15 protein-coding genes, 1 pseudogene and 1 riboswitch are annotated in these 16,807 nt (G+C 71.9%); of the genes and pseudogenes, 9 read left to right on the top strand and 7 right to left on the bottom strand.

Annotated elements, in window-relative coordinates; translation table 11 throughout:
• Positions 1-47: 47 nt before the first annotated feature.
• On the bottom strand, positions 48-683 hold the full coding sequence (locus ACIBLC_RS16045) for a TetR family transcriptional regulator (protein ID WP_399211555.1): 636 nt from the start codon (positions 681-683) through the stop codon (positions 48-50).
• On the bottom strand, positions 680-1,285 hold the full coding sequence (locus ACIBLC_RS16040; RefSeq protein WP_399211554.1) for a hypothetical protein: 606 nt from the start codon (positions 1,283-1,285) through the stop codon (positions 680-682). Before ACIBLC_RS16040 ends, ACIBLC_RS16045 begins: the two co-directional genes overlap by 4 nt.
• A gap of 150 nt (positions 1,286-1,435) precedes the next feature.
• Here ACIBLC_RS16040 and hmgA point away from each other — a divergent pair, with 150 nt between their 5' ends.
• From hmgA to ACIBLC_RS16025, 3 genes are all read left to right on the top strand, one after another.
• On the top strand, positions 1,436-2,752 hold the full coding sequence (gene hmgA, locus ACIBLC_RS16035) for a homogentisate 1,2-dioxygenase (protein ID WP_399211553.1): 1,317 nt from the start codon (positions 1,436-1,438) through the stop codon (positions 2,750-2,752).
• 117 nt (positions 2,753-2,869) lie between these two features.
• The gene (locus ACIBLC_RS16030; protein ID WP_399211552.1) at positions 2,870-3,619 is read left to right on the top strand and encodes a GntR family transcriptional regulator; all 750 of its coding nucleotides are present in this window, start codon (positions 2,870-2,872) and stop codon (positions 3,617-3,619) included.
• Positions 3,620-3,643: 24 nt separating this feature from the next.
• Entirely contained in the window at positions 3,644-4,828 is a 1,185-nt protein-coding gene (locus ACIBLC_RS16025) for a type ISP restriction/modification enzyme (RefSeq protein ID WP_399211551.1), read from the top strand.
• Between the two features lie 43 nt (positions 4,829-4,871).
• On the opposite strand, the gene ACIBLC_RS16020 is transcribed toward ACIBLC_RS16025, so the two are convergent.
• Positions 4,872-5,588, bottom strand: coding sequence for a TetR/AcrR family transcriptional regulator C-terminal domain-containing protein (locus ACIBLC_RS16020; RefSeq protein ID WP_399211550.1), 717 nt, complete (start codon positions 5,586-5,588; stop codon positions 4,872-4,874).
• 62 nt (positions 5,589-5,650) lie between these two features.
• On the opposite strand from ACIBLC_RS16020, the gene ACIBLC_RS16015 reads away from it, so the two are divergent.
• From ACIBLC_RS16015 to ACIBLC_RS16005, 3 genes are all read left to right on the top strand, one after another.
• Positions 5,651-6,655 carry an ATP-binding cassette domain-containing protein gene (locus tag ACIBLC_RS16015; RefSeq protein WP_399211548.1) on the top strand — a complete coding sequence of 335 codons (1,005 nt, stop codon included), beginning with the start codon at positions 5,651-5,653 and terminating at the stop codon, positions 6,653-6,655.
• 26 nt (positions 6,656-6,681) lie between these two features.
• The gene (locus tag ACIBLC_RS16010) at positions 6,682-7,434 is read left to right on the top strand and encodes an ABC transporter permease (RefSeq protein WP_399211808.1); all 753 of its coding nucleotides are present in this window, start codon (positions 6,682-6,684) and stop codon (positions 7,432-7,434) included.
• A 426-nt stretch (positions 7,435-7,860) separates the two neighbouring features.
• Positions 7,861-9,069 (top strand): CaiB/BaiF CoA transferase family protein, encoded by a 1,209-nt coding sequence (locus tag ACIBLC_RS16005; protein WP_399211546.1) that lies wholly within the window; start codon positions 7,861-7,863, stop codon positions 9,067-9,069.
• 365 nt (positions 9,070-9,434) lie between these two features.
• On the opposite strand, the gene ACIBLC_RS16000 is transcribed toward ACIBLC_RS16005, so the two are convergent.
• From ACIBLC_RS16000 to ACIBLC_RS15985, 4 genes and pseudogenes are all read right to left on the bottom strand, one after another.
• Positions 9,435-9,578: a hypothetical protein gene (locus ACIBLC_RS16000; RefSeq protein ID WP_399211545.1), complete on the bottom strand. Its 144-nt coding sequence runs from the start codon at positions 9,576-9,578 to the stop codon at positions 9,435-9,437.
• A 131-nt stretch (positions 9,579-9,709) separates the two neighbouring features.
• Positions 9,710-9,979 (bottom strand): hypothetical protein, encoded by a 270-nt coding sequence (locus tag ACIBLC_RS15995; protein ID WP_399211544.1) that lies wholly within the window; start codon positions 9,977-9,979, stop codon positions 9,710-9,712.
• A gap of 307 nt (positions 9,980-10,286) precedes the next feature.
• Positions 10,287-10,348: riboswitch (guanidine-III (ykkC-III) riboswitch) on the top strand.
• A 400-nt stretch (positions 10,349-10,748) separates the two neighbouring features.
• A pseudogene (locus ACIBLC_RS15990) lies at positions 10,749-10,883 on the bottom strand (zf-HC2 domain-containing protein); the annotation flags it as partial.
• Positions 10,880-11,425, bottom strand: a complete 546-nt coding sequence (locus ACIBLC_RS15985; RefSeq protein ID WP_399211807.1) for a sigma-70 family RNA polymerase sigma factor — start codon at positions 11,423-11,425, stop codon at positions 10,880-10,882. The pseudogene ACIBLC_RS15990 and the gene ACIBLC_RS15985, both read right to left, overlap by 4 nt.
• A gap of 271 nt (positions 11,426-11,696) precedes the next feature.
• On the opposite strand from ACIBLC_RS15985, the gene ACIBLC_RS15980 reads away from it, so the two are divergent.
• The 3 genes from ACIBLC_RS15980 (at position 11,697) to ACIBLC_RS15970 (ending at position 16,792) form a co-directional block, all read left to right on the top strand.
• A complete protein-coding gene (locus ACIBLC_RS15980; protein ID WP_399211543.1) occupies positions 11,697-13,232 on the top strand; it encodes a DUF4331 domain-containing protein in 1,536 nt (511 codons plus the stop codon).
• A 174-nt stretch (positions 13,233-13,406) separates the two neighbouring features.
• Positions 13,407-15,017, top strand: coding sequence for a tetratricopeptide repeat protein (locus ACIBLC_RS15975; RefSeq protein ID WP_399211542.1), 1,611 nt, complete (start codon positions 13,407-13,409; stop codon positions 15,015-15,017).
• Positions 15,014-16,792, top strand: a complete 1,779-nt coding sequence (locus ACIBLC_RS15970; protein ID WP_399211541.1) for a sulfite exporter TauE/SafE family protein — start codon at positions 15,014-15,016, stop codon at positions 16,790-16,792. Before ACIBLC_RS15975 ends, ACIBLC_RS15970 begins: the two co-directional genes overlap by 4 nt.
• Positions 16,793-16,807: the final 15 nt, after the last annotated feature.

The raw sequence follows: 16,807 nt of genomic DNA, 5'->3' as shown, positions 1-16,807 counted from the left end.
ACTCCTCGGTCGCGACGCCTCAGCCGCGGCACGTCGGCCGTGACCTCCTAGTCGAGCACGCGCTCCAGATACGCCCGCAGCATGACCCGGGTCTCGTCGATGATCCGCTCATCACCCTCCGGGGCGACCCGGAAGGCCAGGTGGACGAGGGTGTCGGCGGTCTCCACGGAGACCAGGAAGACACGGCGGAGGTTCTCGTCGGGGGTGCGGTCGAGATAGCCGGCGAGGAGTTCGGTGAGGCGGTCGGCGACGCGGGTGTTGGGCTCGGCGCGGGACCCGACCGGGATCTGGTTGCCGAAGTCGACGAGCGAGAACCCCGGCGCGGTGCGCTTCATGGCTATGTACTCGTCGAGCACGGCGTCCACGGCCACGCGCCAGCCGCCCGCGCCCGTGCTTCCGCTCTCCTCGTCGGTCGCCCGGAGCCGGTGGGTGACGCGCTCGGCGTAGCGCTCCAGGTTGCGCTGGGCGAGCGCGTCGGCCATCGCGCGCTTGTTGCCGAAGAAGCGGTAGACGGATCCGATGGGTACGCCGGCGCGCTGGGCCACGGCCCGGGTGCTCAGCGCGTCGTAGCCCACCTCGTCGAGGAGGTCGGCGCAGGCGTCGAGGATTCTGGTCAGTCGTTCTGCGCTGCGGCGTTGCACGGGCGCTCGGCGCAGCGAGGTCGCGTGGGGCACGGGCTTCATGATGCCTTTCCGCCGGGGTCCGGTGAACCTCTGGTCTCGGTACGGGCCGCGCCGCGGCTCGTACTCGTCGAGGACTCCGGAGGCTCCGCGGCGTCCGATTCCGGACCGGCCTGCGACGCGGTGATGTCCGCGGTGCTCTCCACCGGCTCTTCCTCGACGGACCACACGGTGTGGTCGTCGGCATAGAGGCGTGCGGTGACCTGGTGGGTTCCACGCGGGACGAGATCGCCTGGAAGGTGGTACTCGGCGGTGCGGAGAGTGGCGATGCCGCGGCCGTCGAGGTAGAGGACGGCGAAACCGCGTCCCGCGACGGCCTCCGAACGGGCGCCGGCGGCCGAGAAACGGAAGTGCTGGAGGGTCAGCCGTACGTCCCAGCCGTTCCCGGACTCCGGCTGGACCTCGATCGCGACCTCGGGTGCGCCCTTCTTCTCGATCTCCCGATAACGCCGTCCCGCCTCGTCGGTCTCGTCGAGCAGCTCGCCCACCGGCGAGGCCGACACCGTGCCTTTCGGCTCGGGCGCATCCCCGGAACCGCAGCCCGTCGGTCCGCCGAGCAGGGCACAGACCGCGAGCGCGGCGAGCAGTCCACGCGTCCACGACATGCCGGGGAGCGTAGAACATCGCACTGACAGTCGGATCCCCCTGGAGTCGGGTTCCGGACGACACGGCGACCCCTGAGTCGTACTACCTCTTGCGTGCGCCGGAACCGATTCCTATGGTGAAGCATAGGAATCAGGTACGAGGGAGTGGTCATGAGCGGGGACGCGAGGAAGACGGCCGAGGGGCTTGCCCATCTCTCGGGATTCGGCAACGAACACAGCTCGGAGGCCGTCCCGGGCGCCCTGCCGCACGGCCGCAACACGCCGCAGCGGGCACCGCTCGGGCTGTACGCGGAGCAGTTGAGCGGTACGGCCTTCACCGAGCCGAGAGCGCACAACCGCCGCTCGTGGCTGTACCGGATCCGCCCGTCGGCCGCGCACCCCGCCTTCACGCGTACGGGGAACGGCGCACTCCGCACGGCTCCGTTCACCGAGACAGTGCCCGACCCCAACCGGCTGCGCTGGAACCCGCTGCCCGAGCCCTCCGCCGGCACCGACTTCGTGAGCGGCCTGTGGACGCTCGGCGGCAACGGCGACGCCACCCAGCGCACCGGCGTGGCGGTGCACCTGTATCACGCCAACTCCTCGATGGAGCGGGTGTTCAGCGACGCCGACGGTGAGCTGCTGATCGTGCCGGAGCGCGGCGGGCTGCTGCTGCGCACCGAGTTCGGGCTGCTGCACGTGGAGCCAGGACACGTGGCACTCGTCCCCCGTGGCGTCCGCTTCCGTGTGGAGCTGCTGGACGAGAGCGCCCGCGGCTATGTGTGCGAGAACTACGGGGCGCCCTTCCAACTGCCCGACCTGGGCCCGATCGGCGCCAACGGGCTGGCGAACGCCCGGGACTTCCTCGCGCCCGTCGCCGCCTACGAGGACGTCGAGGGACCGGTGGAGGTGGTGAACAAGTTCTGCGGCAACCTCTGGCGGGCGACGTACGACCACTCGCCGCTGGACGTGGTCGCCTGGCACGGCAATCACGTGCCCTACGTCTACGACCTCCGCCGTTTCAACGTGCTCGGCACCATCAGTTACGACCACCCGGACCCGTCGATCTTCACGGTGCTGACCTCGCCGAGCGACACCCCGGGACTGGCCGGGGTGGACTTCGTGGTCTTCGCGCCGCGCTGGCTGGTGGGCGAGAACACGTTCCGGCCGCCGTACTTCCACCGGAACGTGATGAGCGAGTACATGGGGCTCATCGAGGGCGCGTACGACGCCAAGGCCGAGGGGTTCGTGCCGGGGGGCGGTTCGCTGCACAACATGATGTCGGCGCACGGGCCGGACCGCGACACCTTCGACAGGGCCAGCGCCGCCGAGCTCGTGCCGCAGAAGGTCGACGACGGGCTCGCCTTCATGTTCGAGACCCGTTGGCCGGTGACCGCCACGGCGCAAGCGGCGCACGCGGAGCATCTGCAACCGGCGTACGACGATGTGTGGCAGGGGCTGCGGCGGAACTTCCGTGCGGGCGAGTGAGGGTCGACGCCCCTTCCCGGGCTCGCCGTCGCCCGTCGTGTCCGTCCTTTCCGTTGCCCATTGCCCATTGCCTGTTGCCCGTTGCTCTGAACGCCCACGACCGGTACGGATACCCTGGTGACCTCTTTCGCCCCGGACTCGATCGTCCTGAACCGCAAGCTGCCGCTCTGGTACCAGGTTTCGCAGTCCCTGCGCGCCTCGATCCTCGGCCGCTCCGCGCGGGACCCGCTGCGGCTGCCCACCGAGGAGCGGTTGGCGGAGCACTACGGGGTGAGCGTGCTGACCATGCGGCAGGCGCTCAAGGAGTTGGAGGCCGAGGGGCTGATCACCCGGCACCGACGCCGTGGCACGTTCATCGAGCCGAGCGCTCAACGAGGCGCCCCGGTAAGGCTGCTGGGCTCGGTCGACGCGATCGTGGCGCAGCAGTCGGGCATGACCACGGAACTGCTCGACCACGGCCCGGTGCCGGTGTCCGCCGAACTCGCCGAGTACTTCCCCGATCTGGCCGAGGTCGGCTCGTACCACCGGCTGCGCGGCGACGAGGCCACGGGCGAGCCCACGAACCACGCGCGCAACTACGTGCGTCCGGAACTGGCGGCGCTGATCGACCCGGAGGACCTGGTGCGCTGGCCCATGACCAAGGTGCTGCGCGATGTGGTGGGCGTGCGCATCAGCCGGATCACCGACACCGTGGAGGCCCGGCTCGCGGACCCGGAGACGGCGCGGCTGCTCCAGGTCCCGCTGCTCAGCCCGATCCTGCACTACACCGGGGTCATCCACGGCGAGGACGGCCGCGCCCTGGACGTGGCCCGCATCCACTACCGGGGTGACCGTTTCTCCTTCACGGTCGCGCTCGACGCCCACTGACCACCTCGTGGACAGCGTCGTACGATGCCGAGCGTGACGCACGACGACGCCGCTCCGCCGCTGGCGGACCTCATGCCGTGGTCGGCCGCCCCGCCCAGGCTGGGCCGGGGGTGGCCGACGGCGCCCGACGCCGCGTCCCTGAAGGCCCGCTGGGACGCGTTCATGAAGGCCGAAGGGGCGGAGCGCGAGGCGCTGTTCGGCGTCACCCGTTCACGCACACCGCGGTCGGCGGTGACGCAGTTGCCGGGGCAGGAGAGCGGAACCGGCCGGCTGGCGCGCGAGTCCGGTCCCTGCGCGGAGCCGGTCCGGGTGCTGGGCGGTCCCTTCGACGAGCAGTGGCTCATTCCGGACCACCGGCTGATCGACGCGGCACGCCCCGAGTTGTGGCGGGTCGCCGACGAGCGGCAGTTGTTCGCGATCGAGCAGACGGCCGTACCCGACTCGTCGGGGCCGGTGTTGCTGGTCGCTTCCGTGCTGCCCCTGAGCGCCGGTCGCGGAGGCCGCGTCCGGCCCCTCTACCGCCGCCCCGGCGGGCGTGAACCGAACCTGGCACCGGGCCTGTTGGAGCACCTCGGTACCCGCCTCGGGCACTCCCCCGACCCCGTCGACGTCCTCGCCTGGACGGTGGCGGTCGCGCGGAAAGGCCGGTCGGGACTCTCCGTCCCGCTCACCGCGGACCCCGGACTCTGGGATCACGGCGTCGAGTTGGGACGCCGGCTGCTGTGGCTGATGCGGCGTGACGGGGAACGGCCCAAGCTTCCCGGGGGGCGGCGCCCCTACGTCCGCTCACCGCTCCCCGCCGTACCGGTCGACGTGCGCTACGACCGTGACGAGGAGGCGCTCCGGATCGACGAGGGCCGGATCTCCCCCGTTCCACCGGAGGCCTGGGACTTCGAGGTGGGCGGGGTCCGCGTACTGGAGCAGTGGTTCGCGGTGCGGACCCGACCGGCCGAGCCGGGCACCCTGGACGCGATCCGGCCCGCCACCTGGCCGCAGGCCTGGACGTCCGAGCTGCTCGAAGTCGTCACGGTGCTGGCGCTGCTCGCGGAACTCATGCCTCAGCAGGCGGAGTTGACCGTGCGGACCCCGATCACGGCGGCGGAGTTGCGCGAGGCGGGCGTCCTTCCGGTGCCGGAGGCGGCGCGGCGTCCGGCCTCCGTTCTCGACCATCACGAAGAGGGTCCCGAGGGCCAGTTCGCCCTGATCTAGGCCGTCCCCTTCGCCGGCCGCTCGCCCGCCACCGGCTCTCCCGTCAACCGCTCTTCGGTTCGAACGCGTCGAGGACCCGCCCGAGCGCCCGCTCGAAGACCGCCTCCAGGTCGATCGGACCGTTGTCCTCCATGAACGCGGCGGCCATCCGCGGATACGCCCCCGTAGCGATCCGGCCGCCCAGATAACCGATCCGGACCGCGTTCTCCTGCTCCTCGGACCAGGGCAGCGAGCGAGTCCGTTCGGCGGTGGCCAGTTCGTTCCCCACATACGTCGTCACGACACCGTTGACCATCGCGATCAGCTCGAACTTCGTGCCGTAGGGCGCGTCGAGGGGGTCCAGGCACGTCAGGCAGTGCTCCAGATAGCGCAGGGCGTTGGGGCTGAAGCCGTAGACAGGGGACATCAGGCGCGGCAGCCAGGGGTGGTGGTGCATGAGGGCGCGAGTCTGATGGGCGACCCGGAGCAGGTCGGCACGCCAGTCGCCCGAGGGCTCCCACAGGTCGTGCTCACCGCTGATGGCGTCAACCATCAGCTCATGGAGGTCCTCCTTGCGGGGGACGTAGTTGTAGAGCGACATCGTGCCGCAGCCCAGTTCGGCCGCGACGTGCCGCATGGAGACTCCGTCGAGCCCCTCCGCGTCCGCGATCCGCACCGCGGCGGCCGCGATGTCCGCACGGCTGTAGGCCGGTCGCGGACCACGGCCCGCACGCTCGGGACGAGCCCAGATCACTTCGGGTACGGCACTGCGCCCTGACATCGGTCGATCACCTCGGAACCATCGTAGTTACGTACGCCGTACGTAGTGCGCTATGGTCTCCCATGACAACTACGTACGATGTACTTAGTGAAGGTCTGGAGAAGCGTTTCGGGGAAGTCCATGCCGTCAGGGGGCTGGATCTCGCGGTGGCCAAGGGCACGGTCTGCGGGATTCTCGGGCCGAACGGCGCGGGCAAGACCACGGCCGTACGGCTGCTCACCACACTGCTGCGGCCGGACGCGGGGTCCGCGCGGGTCGCCGGGCACGATCTCGTACGGGAGCCGGGGGCCGTGCGTCGATCGATCGGGGTCACCGGGCAGAACGCCTCGGTGGACGGCGATCTCACCGGGCGCGAGAACCTGCGGCTGTTCGCGCGACTGCACCGGGTGCGTGACACGGCGGCACGGGCGGCCGGACTCCTCGACCGTTTCGGGCTGACCGAGGCCGCCGACCGGCCCGCGTCCACGTACTCGGGCGGTATGCGGCGCCGCCTCGACCTGGCGGCGAGCCTGATCCGGCGCCCCGAGGTGCTCTTCCTGGACGAGCCCACCACCGGGCTCGACCCCGCGAGCCGCAACCACATCCGGGCCGCCGTGCGCGCGCTCAAGAGTGAGGGCACGACCGTGCTGCTCACCACGCAGTACCTGGAGGAGGCCGATCAACTGGCCGACAGCATCGCGCTCGTGGACCGGGGCACGGTCGCCCACACGGGATCGCCCGCCGAACTCAAGGCACTCATCGGCTCGTACGCGGAGGTGGTCGTCGCCCACGCGGACGCGATGTCCGGAGCGGCGGCCGTCCTCGACCGACTGACCGGCAACGCGCCCTCGTTCGACGACGAGCGGTGCGCGGTCGGCGCGGTCACCGCCGACACGACCCTGACGCTGCCCCGGCTGGTCCGCGAACTCGACGCCGCCGGAGTTCCGTTGCTCGACGCGAGCCTGCGTCCGCCGACGCTGGACGACGTGTTCCTGCGGCTTACGGGAGGCAGGGCCTCGGACCCGGGCTCGCACACGGGTCCGGGCTCCGACTCGCACCTGAGCGACAGCAAGGAGCTGGTGACGTGAGCGCGTTGGCGTACGACGGGACGGCGATGCTGGGCCGGCACCTACGCCGCATCCGGCACAACCCGGGGCTGCTGATCCTGACCCAGTCCATGCCGGTCACGATGCTGCTGTTCTTCGGCTATGTCTTCGGCAGCGCGCTCGCGACGCCCGGGCGGGAGTACCGCGCCTTCCTGGTTCCGGGGCTCCTTGTGGCCACCGCCGCCAACGGGATCATGACCGGGATGTTCCAGGCCGCCCAGGACTCGCACCGGGGTGTCATGGACCGTTTCCGTACCCTGCCGATGAGCCGGGCAGCGGTGCCGCTCGGGCAGGCCGCCGCCGACCTCGTCGTCACGGCCGCCGGCATGGTGCCGCTGATGCTGGTCGGGCTCGCGGTGGGCTGGCGGATCGAGGGGGCGGCACTCGAAGCGGCGGGCGCCGTGGGCCTGTTGCTGCTGTTCCGGTTCGCGATGAGCTGGGTCGGGATCCTGCTGGGTCTCCTCACGGGCAGCGAGGAGGCGGCCGGACAACTGGGCGGGGCGACCTTCCTCCTGCCGCTGCTGTCCAACGCGTACATCCCGACGGACAATCTGCCGCTCTGGCTGCGGACGATCGCCGAGTGGAACCCGATCAGCGCGGTGACCACGGCGCTGCGCGCACTCTTCGGGAACGCGCCGGTGCCCGTGGACGGAGCGTGGCCGGTGACGCATCCCGTCGCGGGGTCGCTGGCCTGGTGCGCCCTGCTCATCGCGGTGTTCCTGCCGCTCGCCGTCCGCCGGTACGCGCACGGCCCACGGTGAGCGGCGGGCGCCCCGCGGACGCGGTGAGGGTGAGCGGCGGGGCGCGTGGCACGTGTGGGCGACCGTGGGGCCGGGTCGCGTCGTCGGGCACGGCGGTCCTGAGGGCTCGGGCGCGTCGTCGGGCACGGCGGTCCTGAGGGCTCGGGCGCGTCGTCACGCACGGCGGTCCTGAGGGCTGAGGCGCGTCGTCACACACGGCGGCCGTGAGCACCGGGGCGCGTCGTCAACCACGGTCGACCACGTGTGGCGGGGCGCGTGGCACACGCGGTTGAGCTTGGGCGTCGGGCGCATCGCACGCAGGTGGTGGGGGCACGGCGGACGCGAGCAGGCGGTGAGCGCCGGAGTGCGCTCCGAAGGCGCGGCGGGCGGTGCACGCCGGAGGGCTCCGCACCCGTCCCATGGGTGACAAGGGGGCGTGCGGGAGACATGATCCACCGCATGCAGCCACTGCCCCTCCCCCTCGACGGCATCACCGTCGTCGCCGTCGAGCAGGCCGTCTCGGCGCCCTTCGCGACCCGTCAACTCGCGGACCTCGGCGCCCGGGTGATCAAGATCGAGCGGATCGACGGCGGGGACTTCGCCCGCGGCTACGACACCGCGGCGGCCGGTCTGGCCTCGCACTTCGTCTGGTGCAACCGGGGCAAGGAGTCCGTCGCCCTCGACCTGAAGGACCCGCGCGGCCTCGAGGTCGTACGCCGTCTCATCGTGGACGCCGACGTCTTCGTGCAGAACCTCGCGCAGGGCGCGGCGGCACGGCTCGGCCTGGACGCGGCCACGCTGTGCGCCGCGCATCCGCGGCTGGTCGCCGTGGACATCTCGGGGTACGGGGCGTCGGGGCCGTACGCCGGCAAACGCGCGTACGACATGCTCGTGCAGTGCGAGGCGGGGCTCGTGTCGGTGACGGGGACGCCGGACCTGCCGGTGAAGGCGGGGATTCCGGTCGCCGACATCGCGGCGGCCATGTACGCGTTCTCCGGGGTGCTCGCGGCGCTGGTGCGGCGCGGTACGACGGGGCGCGGAGGTCCGGTCGAGGTGTCGATGCTGGACGCGCTCGCCGAGTGGATGGGGCATCCCCTGCACCATGTGATGCACGGAGGAACTCCCCCGGCGCGCACGAGTCTCGCGCACGCCGTCATCGCGCCCTACGACGCCTATCCGACGGCGGACGGCGGACGGGTACTGCTGTCGGTGCAGAACGACCGCGAATGGCGACGGCTCGCTGAACAGGTGCTGGACCGACCCGAGTTGGCGGACGATCCGGCGTTCGCCACGAACCCGGCGCGGGTCGCGAACCGGGAGCGCACGGACGCACTGGTGGCTGAGGCGCTGGGTGCGCTCGGCGCCGATGAGGCGGTGGCCCGGCTGGAGAACGCCGGTATCGCGTGCGCGCGACTGAGGGACGTACAGGAGGTCGCGGAGCATCCGCAACTGACGGCCCGGGACCGCTGGCGACAAGTCGGTTCACCGGCGGGGCCGTTGCGGGCCATGCTGCCACCGATCACGTTGCCTGGCGGGGAGGAGTCGCGGATGGGGGCGGTGCCCGGGCTGGGCGAGCACACCGGGGCGGTACTGCGGGGACTGGGGCTGACGGACAGGGACATCGCGGAACTGCTGCGGGACGGCGTGGCTCGGTAGACGGAGCGGGCGCGGGACCTCCCCGCCGAGCGGCGGGCTCCACCGCAGACGCGGCAACCGACCGACGGGCGAGGGGCTTCACCGCCGACGCGGGAGCTCACGCCGGGCGAGGGGCTGCACCGCCGGGCGAAGGGCTGCACCACCGGGCGCGGCAACTGGCCTCCTGGCGAAGGGCTGCACCGCGGGACGCGGGAACTGCCGCCACCCCAGGCAAAGGACTTCACCGCCGGACGCGGCAACTGACCGCCGGGCAGGGGACTTCACGTCGGCGCCGGAAGTCACCGCCCGGAACCGGCTTCACCGCTGCGCAAAGACTCGCCACGCGCGGAGATTCGCCACCGAGCGGCCGACAGGAGGCCAGACCCTCACATACGCGGGGCCGGACCCGCGCTCGGAGAGCGCATCCAGGTGGAGGTGCGGGTATCGCCGCCGCCGGGCGGGGAAGCGGCGGGCGTGTCGATGCCGACCGGGATCACGGCGGACACGTTGGTGCCGAGCGGGTGAGTCATGGCCTGACCCGCGCCCGGTGGCTCACCGGGCGTCGGTGCCCGGGGGGATGACGGGCACGGAAGAGCAACGCTGGGCGGGGTCGGTGGGACCGCCGGAGCGCGGGTCGGAAACGCCGGTGCCGACCCGCTGCTCAGCGGCCGCCGAACAGCGAACGGCGCAGCCGCTTCAGCGGCGCGAAGAGCGAGACACGCCTCACTCGCGCAACCCTGCTGCTGCTGTCGCGCGCGGTGTCACGCGAGGTGAGCTCACGCATCAGCGAAGTCGCCTCGGCCGTCTCGCGCTGCGGGACGGCAGGGCCGCCCAGCACCGCGAGATGGCGGTCGAGACGCGAGCTGGTCGCGCTGCTCCCGCACGTGATCGCAGGGACACGTGCCCTGCTGCGCACTGTTATCTGTTCCATGTCACTCCCCACCCGTACGAGTCCACCCGGCCCGGGCAGGCTAACCCTATCGCTCCCTCGTGGCACTCGTGTATCGCGGGCAAAGGATTCACCTTCTCTGTAAGGGTGTTGACGATTACTCTCCGAATCCAACCGATTTCAGGGCGAGTTGGACAACTGGTGCGGTAGTGGGCTGCTCTGAGCCGCCACCCGGCTCGACAGTTACGGCGAGTGACGTCGCGCTCGTGTTCAGTCCGTCGGCGATCAATGGCGTGTCGCCGTCGAAGAGCCCCAGGGAGCGCGGATTCTCACGGGGGCGCATAAGCCAGAGCTGGTGAACGCGCCCCCCGGACGGGGTGCCGTACCCGCTCAGTGTCACGACGGCGCGCCGCTCCGACGCGGAGGCGACCACGCCGATCCCGCGCCCCTGGGCGTCCCGGTCACCGGCCGCGCGGGCGTCGGGTGCCGCGAGAACGTGGGCGATCTCACGTGCCTGGGCCCGCTCCTGGTCCAGTTGGTCCTGCGTCCGCGTCGCCTGCACGGCGAAGAGCGAGGCGACGACGAGTGCCGCGGCGGCCGTGGTGGTGGCGAGCGGGGCGAGGAGCGGCCGGAAGCGGGGTGCACGCGTGCGTTCGGGCCGGCGGGAGGGACGCGTACGTGGCGCGACCCGGGGCGACGGCTCCTGCGGTGTCGTCCGTACGGCGGTCAGCACCCGGTCCCGCAGCGCGGCCGGCGCCGGTGCGGCGGTGGACCAGGCAAGGCGCACCGCGTCCTCGGTGAGCGCCCGGACCTCGGCGTTGCAGCGCGGGCAGTCGCGCAGGTGGCGCTCGAAGCGGCGGCGTTCGTCGGGTTCGAGGGCGTCCAGCGCGTAGGGGGCGGCGAGTGAGTGCACATCGCGGCCGAGCAGTCGGTCGAGAAGACTCATGCGGCACCTCCCAGGCAGTCGCGGAGCCGGGTCAGTCCGTCGCGCATGCGGGTCTTGACCGTGCCGAGCGGCAGAGAGAGCCGTTCGGCGACCTCACGGTAGGTGTAGCCGTCGTAGTAGGCGAGGGTGACGGACTGGCGTTGCAGTGTGGTGAGCCGGTCGAGGCAACGGCGGACCCACTCGCGTTCGAGCCCGGCCTCGACCTCCTCGGCGACCTGGTCGAAGGCCGGGTGGTGGGCGCGCTGTCCCTCGCGCCGCTCGCGCTCGCTGGCGGCGCGGGCGCTGCGGACCCGGTCGACGGCCCGGCGGTGCGCGAGGGTGAGTATCCAGGAGAGGGCGCTGCCCCGCCCCGGGTCGAACCGCGCGGCGGAGCGCCACAGTTCGAGCAGAACCTCCTGCGCGACCTCCTCCGACTGGGCCGGGTCCCGCACCACGCGGCGCACCAGCCCGAACACCGGCCCGGACACCAGTCCGTACAGCTCCTCGAATGCCTTCTGGTCGCCTCCGGCCACGAGCACCAGGAGTTCGTCCGCCTCCACCAGTTCCCCCTTCTCCGGCCGCGCACGGCCCGTTCGTTCACTGACGTGTTCGCAGCGAACGCGCTCACGGATGGGTTACGGATCGGCGAACCGAAAACGCGGGTCCGCGGCCAGGAAACGGACCTGCCGTCGGGGCGGGTCGTCGGAGAAACAGGCCCCGCCGCTGAAACAACCTGTGAAAGCCGCCGTAAGAACGTTTGGGATTCGACCAATCCAGTCCGGCGACCGCTCCGAATGGCGTGCGTCAGGCAATCGGGACGTGAGGACGGACAGCATGACACCTATCTTCAGGAGTGGCGCGGGACGCAGGAGTCTCGCGACCCTCGTCTGTGGTGCGCTGGCCGCCGGGGGGCTCGCAGCCGCCGGCGTGACCATGTTGGAGCCGGGGGCGGCCTCCGCCTCCAGCCACCGGGAGGCCCCGCTCATCTCGGGGGCTCCGCAGTACGACAACACGGACGTGTACGCGTTCGTGAGCCCGGACAAGCCAGATACGACGACCATCGTCGCGAACTGGATCCCCTTCGAGGAACCGGCCGGCGGACCGAACTTCTTCACGTTCGCCGAGGACGCGCAGTACGACATCCACATCGACAACGACGGTGACGCGCAGGGGGAGTTGCTCTACCGCTACACCTTCAAGACGCACGTCAAGAACGGCGACACCTTCCTCTACAACACGGGTGCGGTCGAGAGCCTCGACGACCCGGACCTCAACATCACGCAGACGTACGACATCGATCTGCTGCGGCTGAAGAACCAGAAGCTGGTGTCGAAGACGAAGGTCGCCGACGATGTGCCGGTGGCGCCGTCGAACGTCGGCAAGGCGTCGATGCCGGACTACGGCAAGCTGCGCGACCAGGCGGTCCACGAGCTCGCGGGCGGTTCGACGACGTTCGCCGGTCAGGCCGACGACCCGTTCTTCCTGGATCTGCGGGTCTTCGACCTGCTGTACGGCGGGAACCTGTCCGAGGTCGGGCGGGACACGCTCAAGGGCTACAACGTCAACTCCATAGCCCTCCAGGTGCCGAGCCACATGATCCAGGAGTCGGCCGAGCAGCCCATCGTCGGCATCTGGTCCACCACCCAGCGCAAGGACGCGCGCGGTCACTGGACGCAGGTCTCCCGGCTGGGCATGCCGCTGGTCAACGAGGTCGTCAACCCGATCAAGGACAAGGACAAGTTCAACGCGTCCTCACCCTGGAACGACGGCGACTTCCTGAAGAACGTGACCAACCCGGAGCTGCCCAAGCTCATCGAGGCGATCTACAAGATCCCGGCGCCGACGGAGCCGCGCAACGACCTCGTCGACGTGTTCCTGAAGGGTGTGGAGGGCCTCAACCAGCCGCCGCACGTCACCCCGGCGGAGGAGCTGCGGCTCAACACCTCGATCGAGCCGGTCGCCAAGCCCAAGCGGCTCGGTGTGCTGGACGGCGACACCGCGGGCTTCCCGAACGGACGCCGGCTCAGCGACGACGTGCTGGACATCGCGCTCCAGGTCGTCGAGGGCGAACTGGTCGGCTCCAAGAACGACCTGGGCGACGCGGTCGACAAGAACGACAAGAAGTTCGGTCACTCCTTCCCGTACCTGGCCAACCCCACCGCGGGTTCGCGTGGTGCGCTCGCCAAGGGCACGACCAGCGGGACCGACGTGCGCAGCCAGCTCGGTGACGCGCTGACGCCCGCGGGGACCTCCGGCGAGACCGACACCATGCTGATCGCGGCCTCCGCGGCGGCGGGCGCGGCCGGCTTCCTGCTGATCGGCACCGGCCTGATGTGGTGGCGCCGCCGGATGCACAACCGGGCCTACTGACCGGGCTCGCGGATCCGCGGCCGGGCCACTGACCCGACCGCGGACCACCGGCCGGGCACCCCACGGCCCGGCCCACCGACTGGCGCGGCCCGCACGTACTCATCCCCCACGGCGCGGGCCGCGCCGCTCCGCACCCGCAACGACCGTTCGGAACCAGGACCTTGAGGAGAGGGCATGTCCCCGCGTACGAACGACAGCGCACCGGAGAGCGAGCGCGGCGACGAGCCCGCGGACCGCACCGGGGAGGCCATGCCCGAGCCCGGGGGGAGCCCGGCGGGTGCCGTGGAGACCCAGGAGCCCGGGGACGAGGCGGCGTCCGAGGCCGAGGCGCCGAACCCGGTATCCGGCGACGTGGTCGGCGACGCACCCGAGGACGCACCCGACGATGTACCCGCCGGCGCACCCGGTGACGCGGCCGATCCGCGCGTCGCCGCCGTCCAGCGGCTTTCGGCGTCCGGGCGGCGCTGGCGCGGTGCCCAACTCGCCTTCTGCGCTTCCACGTTGGCCGTGGCTCTCACCGCCGGGGCCATCGTGGTCGGCGCCCTCCGGGACGGCGGCGGTACGGCCTCCGTCGCGGCCGCCGTCGGCGTGTCACCGCAGTTGCTCGCGGGCGGGGACCTCGACGCGAGCATCACCTCGCTCCAGGCCCATCTCCGCAGCCAGCCGAGGGACTTCGGAAGCTGGTCGACGCTCGGGCTCGCGTACATCGAGCAGGCCCGTACAAAGGGCGATCCCTCGCGATACCCGCAGGCGCAGCAGGCGCTCGACCGGTCCCTGGAGCTGCGCCCGGACAACGATCCCGCGCTCGCGGGCCGCGCCGCCCTGGCCGCCGCACGACACGACTTCACCGGCGCCCTGAAGTACGCGGACCGGGCGCTGAGGCAGAACCCGTACAGCGAACGCGCGCTGGCCTCGCGTATCGACGCCCTCGTCGAACTCGGCCGCTACGACGACGCGTCGAAGGCCGCGGACACGGCCGACTCGCGCCGCCCGGGCGTCCCCGTCTTCACCCGGTACGCCTACGTCCAGGAGCTGCGCGGCGATGCGAAGACCGCCCGGCGTGTCCTGGAGCAGGCACTGGACACGGCGACGACGCGCGGCGACGTCACCTACGTGGCCTCCGCGCTCGGCCAACTCGCTTGGAACCAGGGCGAGTACGACGCGGCACTGACGTACTACGCCCGCGCGCTCGCCGCCGACGACACCTATCTCCCGGCACTCGAGGGCCGCGCCCGCACCCAGGCCGCCCAGGGTGACAGCGCGGCGGCGATCACCGGCATGGAACAGGTCGTGGAGCGTTATCCGCTGCCTCAACCACTGGTCGAGCTCGGCGAGTTGTACGAGGCACGCGACAAGAAGGGCGACCCGCAGAAGGCCCGCGACCAATACGCCCTGGTGGACGCGTGGGTCTCGCTGGCCCGCGCCAACGGCGTCAACGCCGACCTGGACACCGCCCTGGCGGCCGCCGACCACGGTGACCGCAAGGCCGCGCTGAAGGCGGCCCGCGCCGAGTGGGACCGCCGGCACACCGTGCACACCGCGGACGCCCTCGCCTGGGCGCTGCACGTCAACGGCCGTGACAAGGAAGCCCTGCCGTACGCCCGCGAGGCGACCGCCACCGGCTATCGCAACGCGTCCTTCCTCTACCACCGCGGCATGATCGAGCGTGCCACCGGCCACGACAAGCAGGCCGGCGCTTCCCTGAAATCGGCCCTGGACCTCAATCCGGGCTTCTCGCCGCTGGGCGCCGCCGAGGCCCGCGAGGCTATGGAGGCCCGCAAGTGACCCGTACCCGTGTGGTGTTCGGCTCCTCCCGTACCCGTCGCGTGTTCGGTTCCTGCGCGGCCGTCCTCGCCGCCGCCTGCGCGCTCGTCCTCGTCCCCTCGGGGCACGCGAGCGCGCACCCGCTCGGCAACTTCACCGTGAACCGGTACGACGGTCTGGTCGTCGCACCCGGCCAACTCCGCGTCGACCACGTCGAGGACCTCGCCGAGATCCCGGCCACCCAGGCCGAGCCGCGGATCAAGAGGCTCGGGCTGACGGACTGGGCCCGTGAGCGGTGCGAGAGCGCCGCGCGGGACAGCGCGGTGACCGTCGGCGGCGGCGAGGTGCCGCTCTCCGTCGGCACGAGCGTCGCGCGGGTGCGGCCCGGACAGGCGGGCCTCAACACCCTTCGTGTTGAGTGCCGGTTGACGGCGGCGCTCCCCGAACAGGACACCGTGGACATCGGTTTCCGGGGCGCGGGGGCCGACAAGGGGCCTGGCTGGCGGGAGATCACCGCCCGGGGCGACCGGATGACGCTGGACTCCTCGGACGTACCGGAGGAGTCGGTGTCCCGGCAGCTCACCGAGTACCCGCAGGAACTGCTCTCCTCGCCGGCCGACACCGCGTCGACGTCCTTGCGGGTGCGGGCCGGTGGCCCCGCGCTGGCCGACAACGGCCGTGCCGCGCCCGCCGATTCGGTTCTCCCGCGCGGCGCCGACCGCTGGACGCGGGCGCTCGACTCGCTGGTGGCCCGGCACGATCTGACGATCGGATTCGCCGCTCTCGCCCTGCTCATCGCGGTGGGCCTCGGCGCCATGCACGCGCTCGCGCCGGGCCACGGGAAGACGCTGATGGCGGCGACGGCCGCGGCCCGCGGGGGCCGGGCGGGGCTGCGTGACGTCCTGCCGCTCGCCGCGTCGGTGACGGTCACCCACACGCTGGGGGTCGTCGCCCTCGGCCTCATGGTCACGGCCGGTTCGGCCGCGGCGCCCTCGGTGATCGCCTGGCTGGGCGTCACCAGCGGGCTCCTGGTGACGCTGGCCGGCGCGACCCTCGTACGCCGGGCCTGGCGCAACCGGTCACCCGGGCACGGTCACTCCCACGGCCACGGTTCCACGCACAAGCACGGGGACGGCCACCCGCACGACCACGGCCACGGCCACGCGGACAGCCACGACCATGACCACGCGCACCGTCACGACCACCCGCACACCGACAGCCACGACGACCCGCCCGCGCACCATCCGCACGACCACGAAAACCCGCACGAGCATCCGCGGGCCGAGCGGCACGAACGCCCTCTGGTGCTCGCGCACGCCCACGCGTCCACGGCGGTGGCCACCCGCACGGAGTCCCGCACCCGCCCGCACTCCCCCGCCCCACAGCCGAAGCGGGCCCCCCGTCTCCTCGAACACACTCACGGCGGCTTCACCCACACCCACCCCACCGCACCCACCCTGCGCGGCACGATCCTGCTCGGGTTCGCCGGCGGGCTCGTGCCCAGCCCCTCCGCCGTGGTCGTCCTGGTGGGCGCAGCGGCGCTGGGGCAGGCCTGGTTCGGGCTGCTCCTCGTCCTCGCGTACGGCGTCGGGCTCGCGCTGACGCTCACGGCGGCCGGGTTCGCCGTCGTGAAGCTGGGCGACGGCGTGAACCGGGTACTCGCCAGGCGCCCACGGTGGGCCGGCGGGCCCGCCCTTACTCTGCTGCGCAGGAGCGCCCCGCTGGCATCGGCGTTGGTGGTCGTAGCCCTGGGCGCTGGATTGGTGTTCCGGGGGGCTGCATCCGTACTCGGCTGAGCTACTTTTGGGAAG

This window comes from Streptomyces sp. NPDC050535, assembly GCF_044457665.1.
Classification (GTDB): domain Bacteria; phylum Actinomycetota; class Actinomycetes; order Streptomycetales; family Streptomycetaceae; genus Streptomyces.
Note: the sequence above shows the minus strand (reverse complement) of the source record. Positions and strands in the feature narration are given on the sequence as shown.

Bases quoted from the DNA above. Each gene is read 5' to 3' on its own strand.
- ACIBLC_RS15975 (WP_399211542.1), top strand. From the start codon at position 13,407: ATGTCCCCGCGTACGAACGACAGCGCACCGGAGAGCGAGCGCGGCGAC.
- ACIBLC_RS16010 (WP_399211808.1), top strand. From the start codon at position 6,682: ATGCTGGGCCGGCACCTACGCCGCATCCGGCACAACCCGGGGCTGCTG.
- ACIBLC_RS16015 (WP_399211548.1), top strand. From the start codon at position 5,651: ATGACAACTACGTACGATGTACTTAGTGAAGGTCTGGAGAAGCGTTTC.
- ACIBLC_RS15980 (WP_399211543.1), top strand. From the start codon at position 11,697: ATGACACCTATCTTCAGGAGTGGCGCGGGACGCAGGAGTCTCGCGACC.
- hmgA (WP_399211553.1), top strand. From the start codon at position 1,436: ATGAGCGGGGACGCGAGGAAGACGGCCGAGGGGCTTGCCCATCTCTCG.
- ACIBLC_RS15995 (WP_399211544.1), bottom strand. From the start codon at position 9,979: ATGGAACAGATAACAGTGCGCAGCAGGGCACGTGTCCCTGCGATCACG.
- ACIBLC_RS16040 (WP_399211554.1), bottom strand. From the start codon at position 1,285: ATGTCGTGGACGCGTGGACTGCTCGCCGCGCTCGCGGTCTGTGCCCTG.
- ACIBLC_RS16020 (WP_399211550.1), bottom strand. From the start codon at position 5,588: ATGTCAGGGCGCAGTGCCGTACCCGAAGTGATCTGGGCTCGTCCCGAG.
- ACIBLC_RS16000 (WP_399211545.1), bottom strand. From the start codon at position 9,578: ATGACTCACCCGCTCGGCACCAACGTGTCCGCCGTGATCCCGGTCGGC.
- ACIBLC_RS16005 (WP_399211546.1), top strand. From the start codon at position 7,861: ATGATCCACCGCATGCAGCCACTGCCCCTCCCCCTCGACGGCATCACC.
- ACIBLC_RS16045 (WP_399211555.1), bottom strand. From the start codon at position 683: ATGAAGCCCGTGCCCCACGCGACCTCGCTGCGCCGAGCGCCCGTGCAA.
- ACIBLC_RS16025 (WP_399211551.1), top strand. From the start codon at position 3,644: ATGCCGAGCGTGACGCACGACGACGCCGCTCCGCCGCTGGCGGACCTC.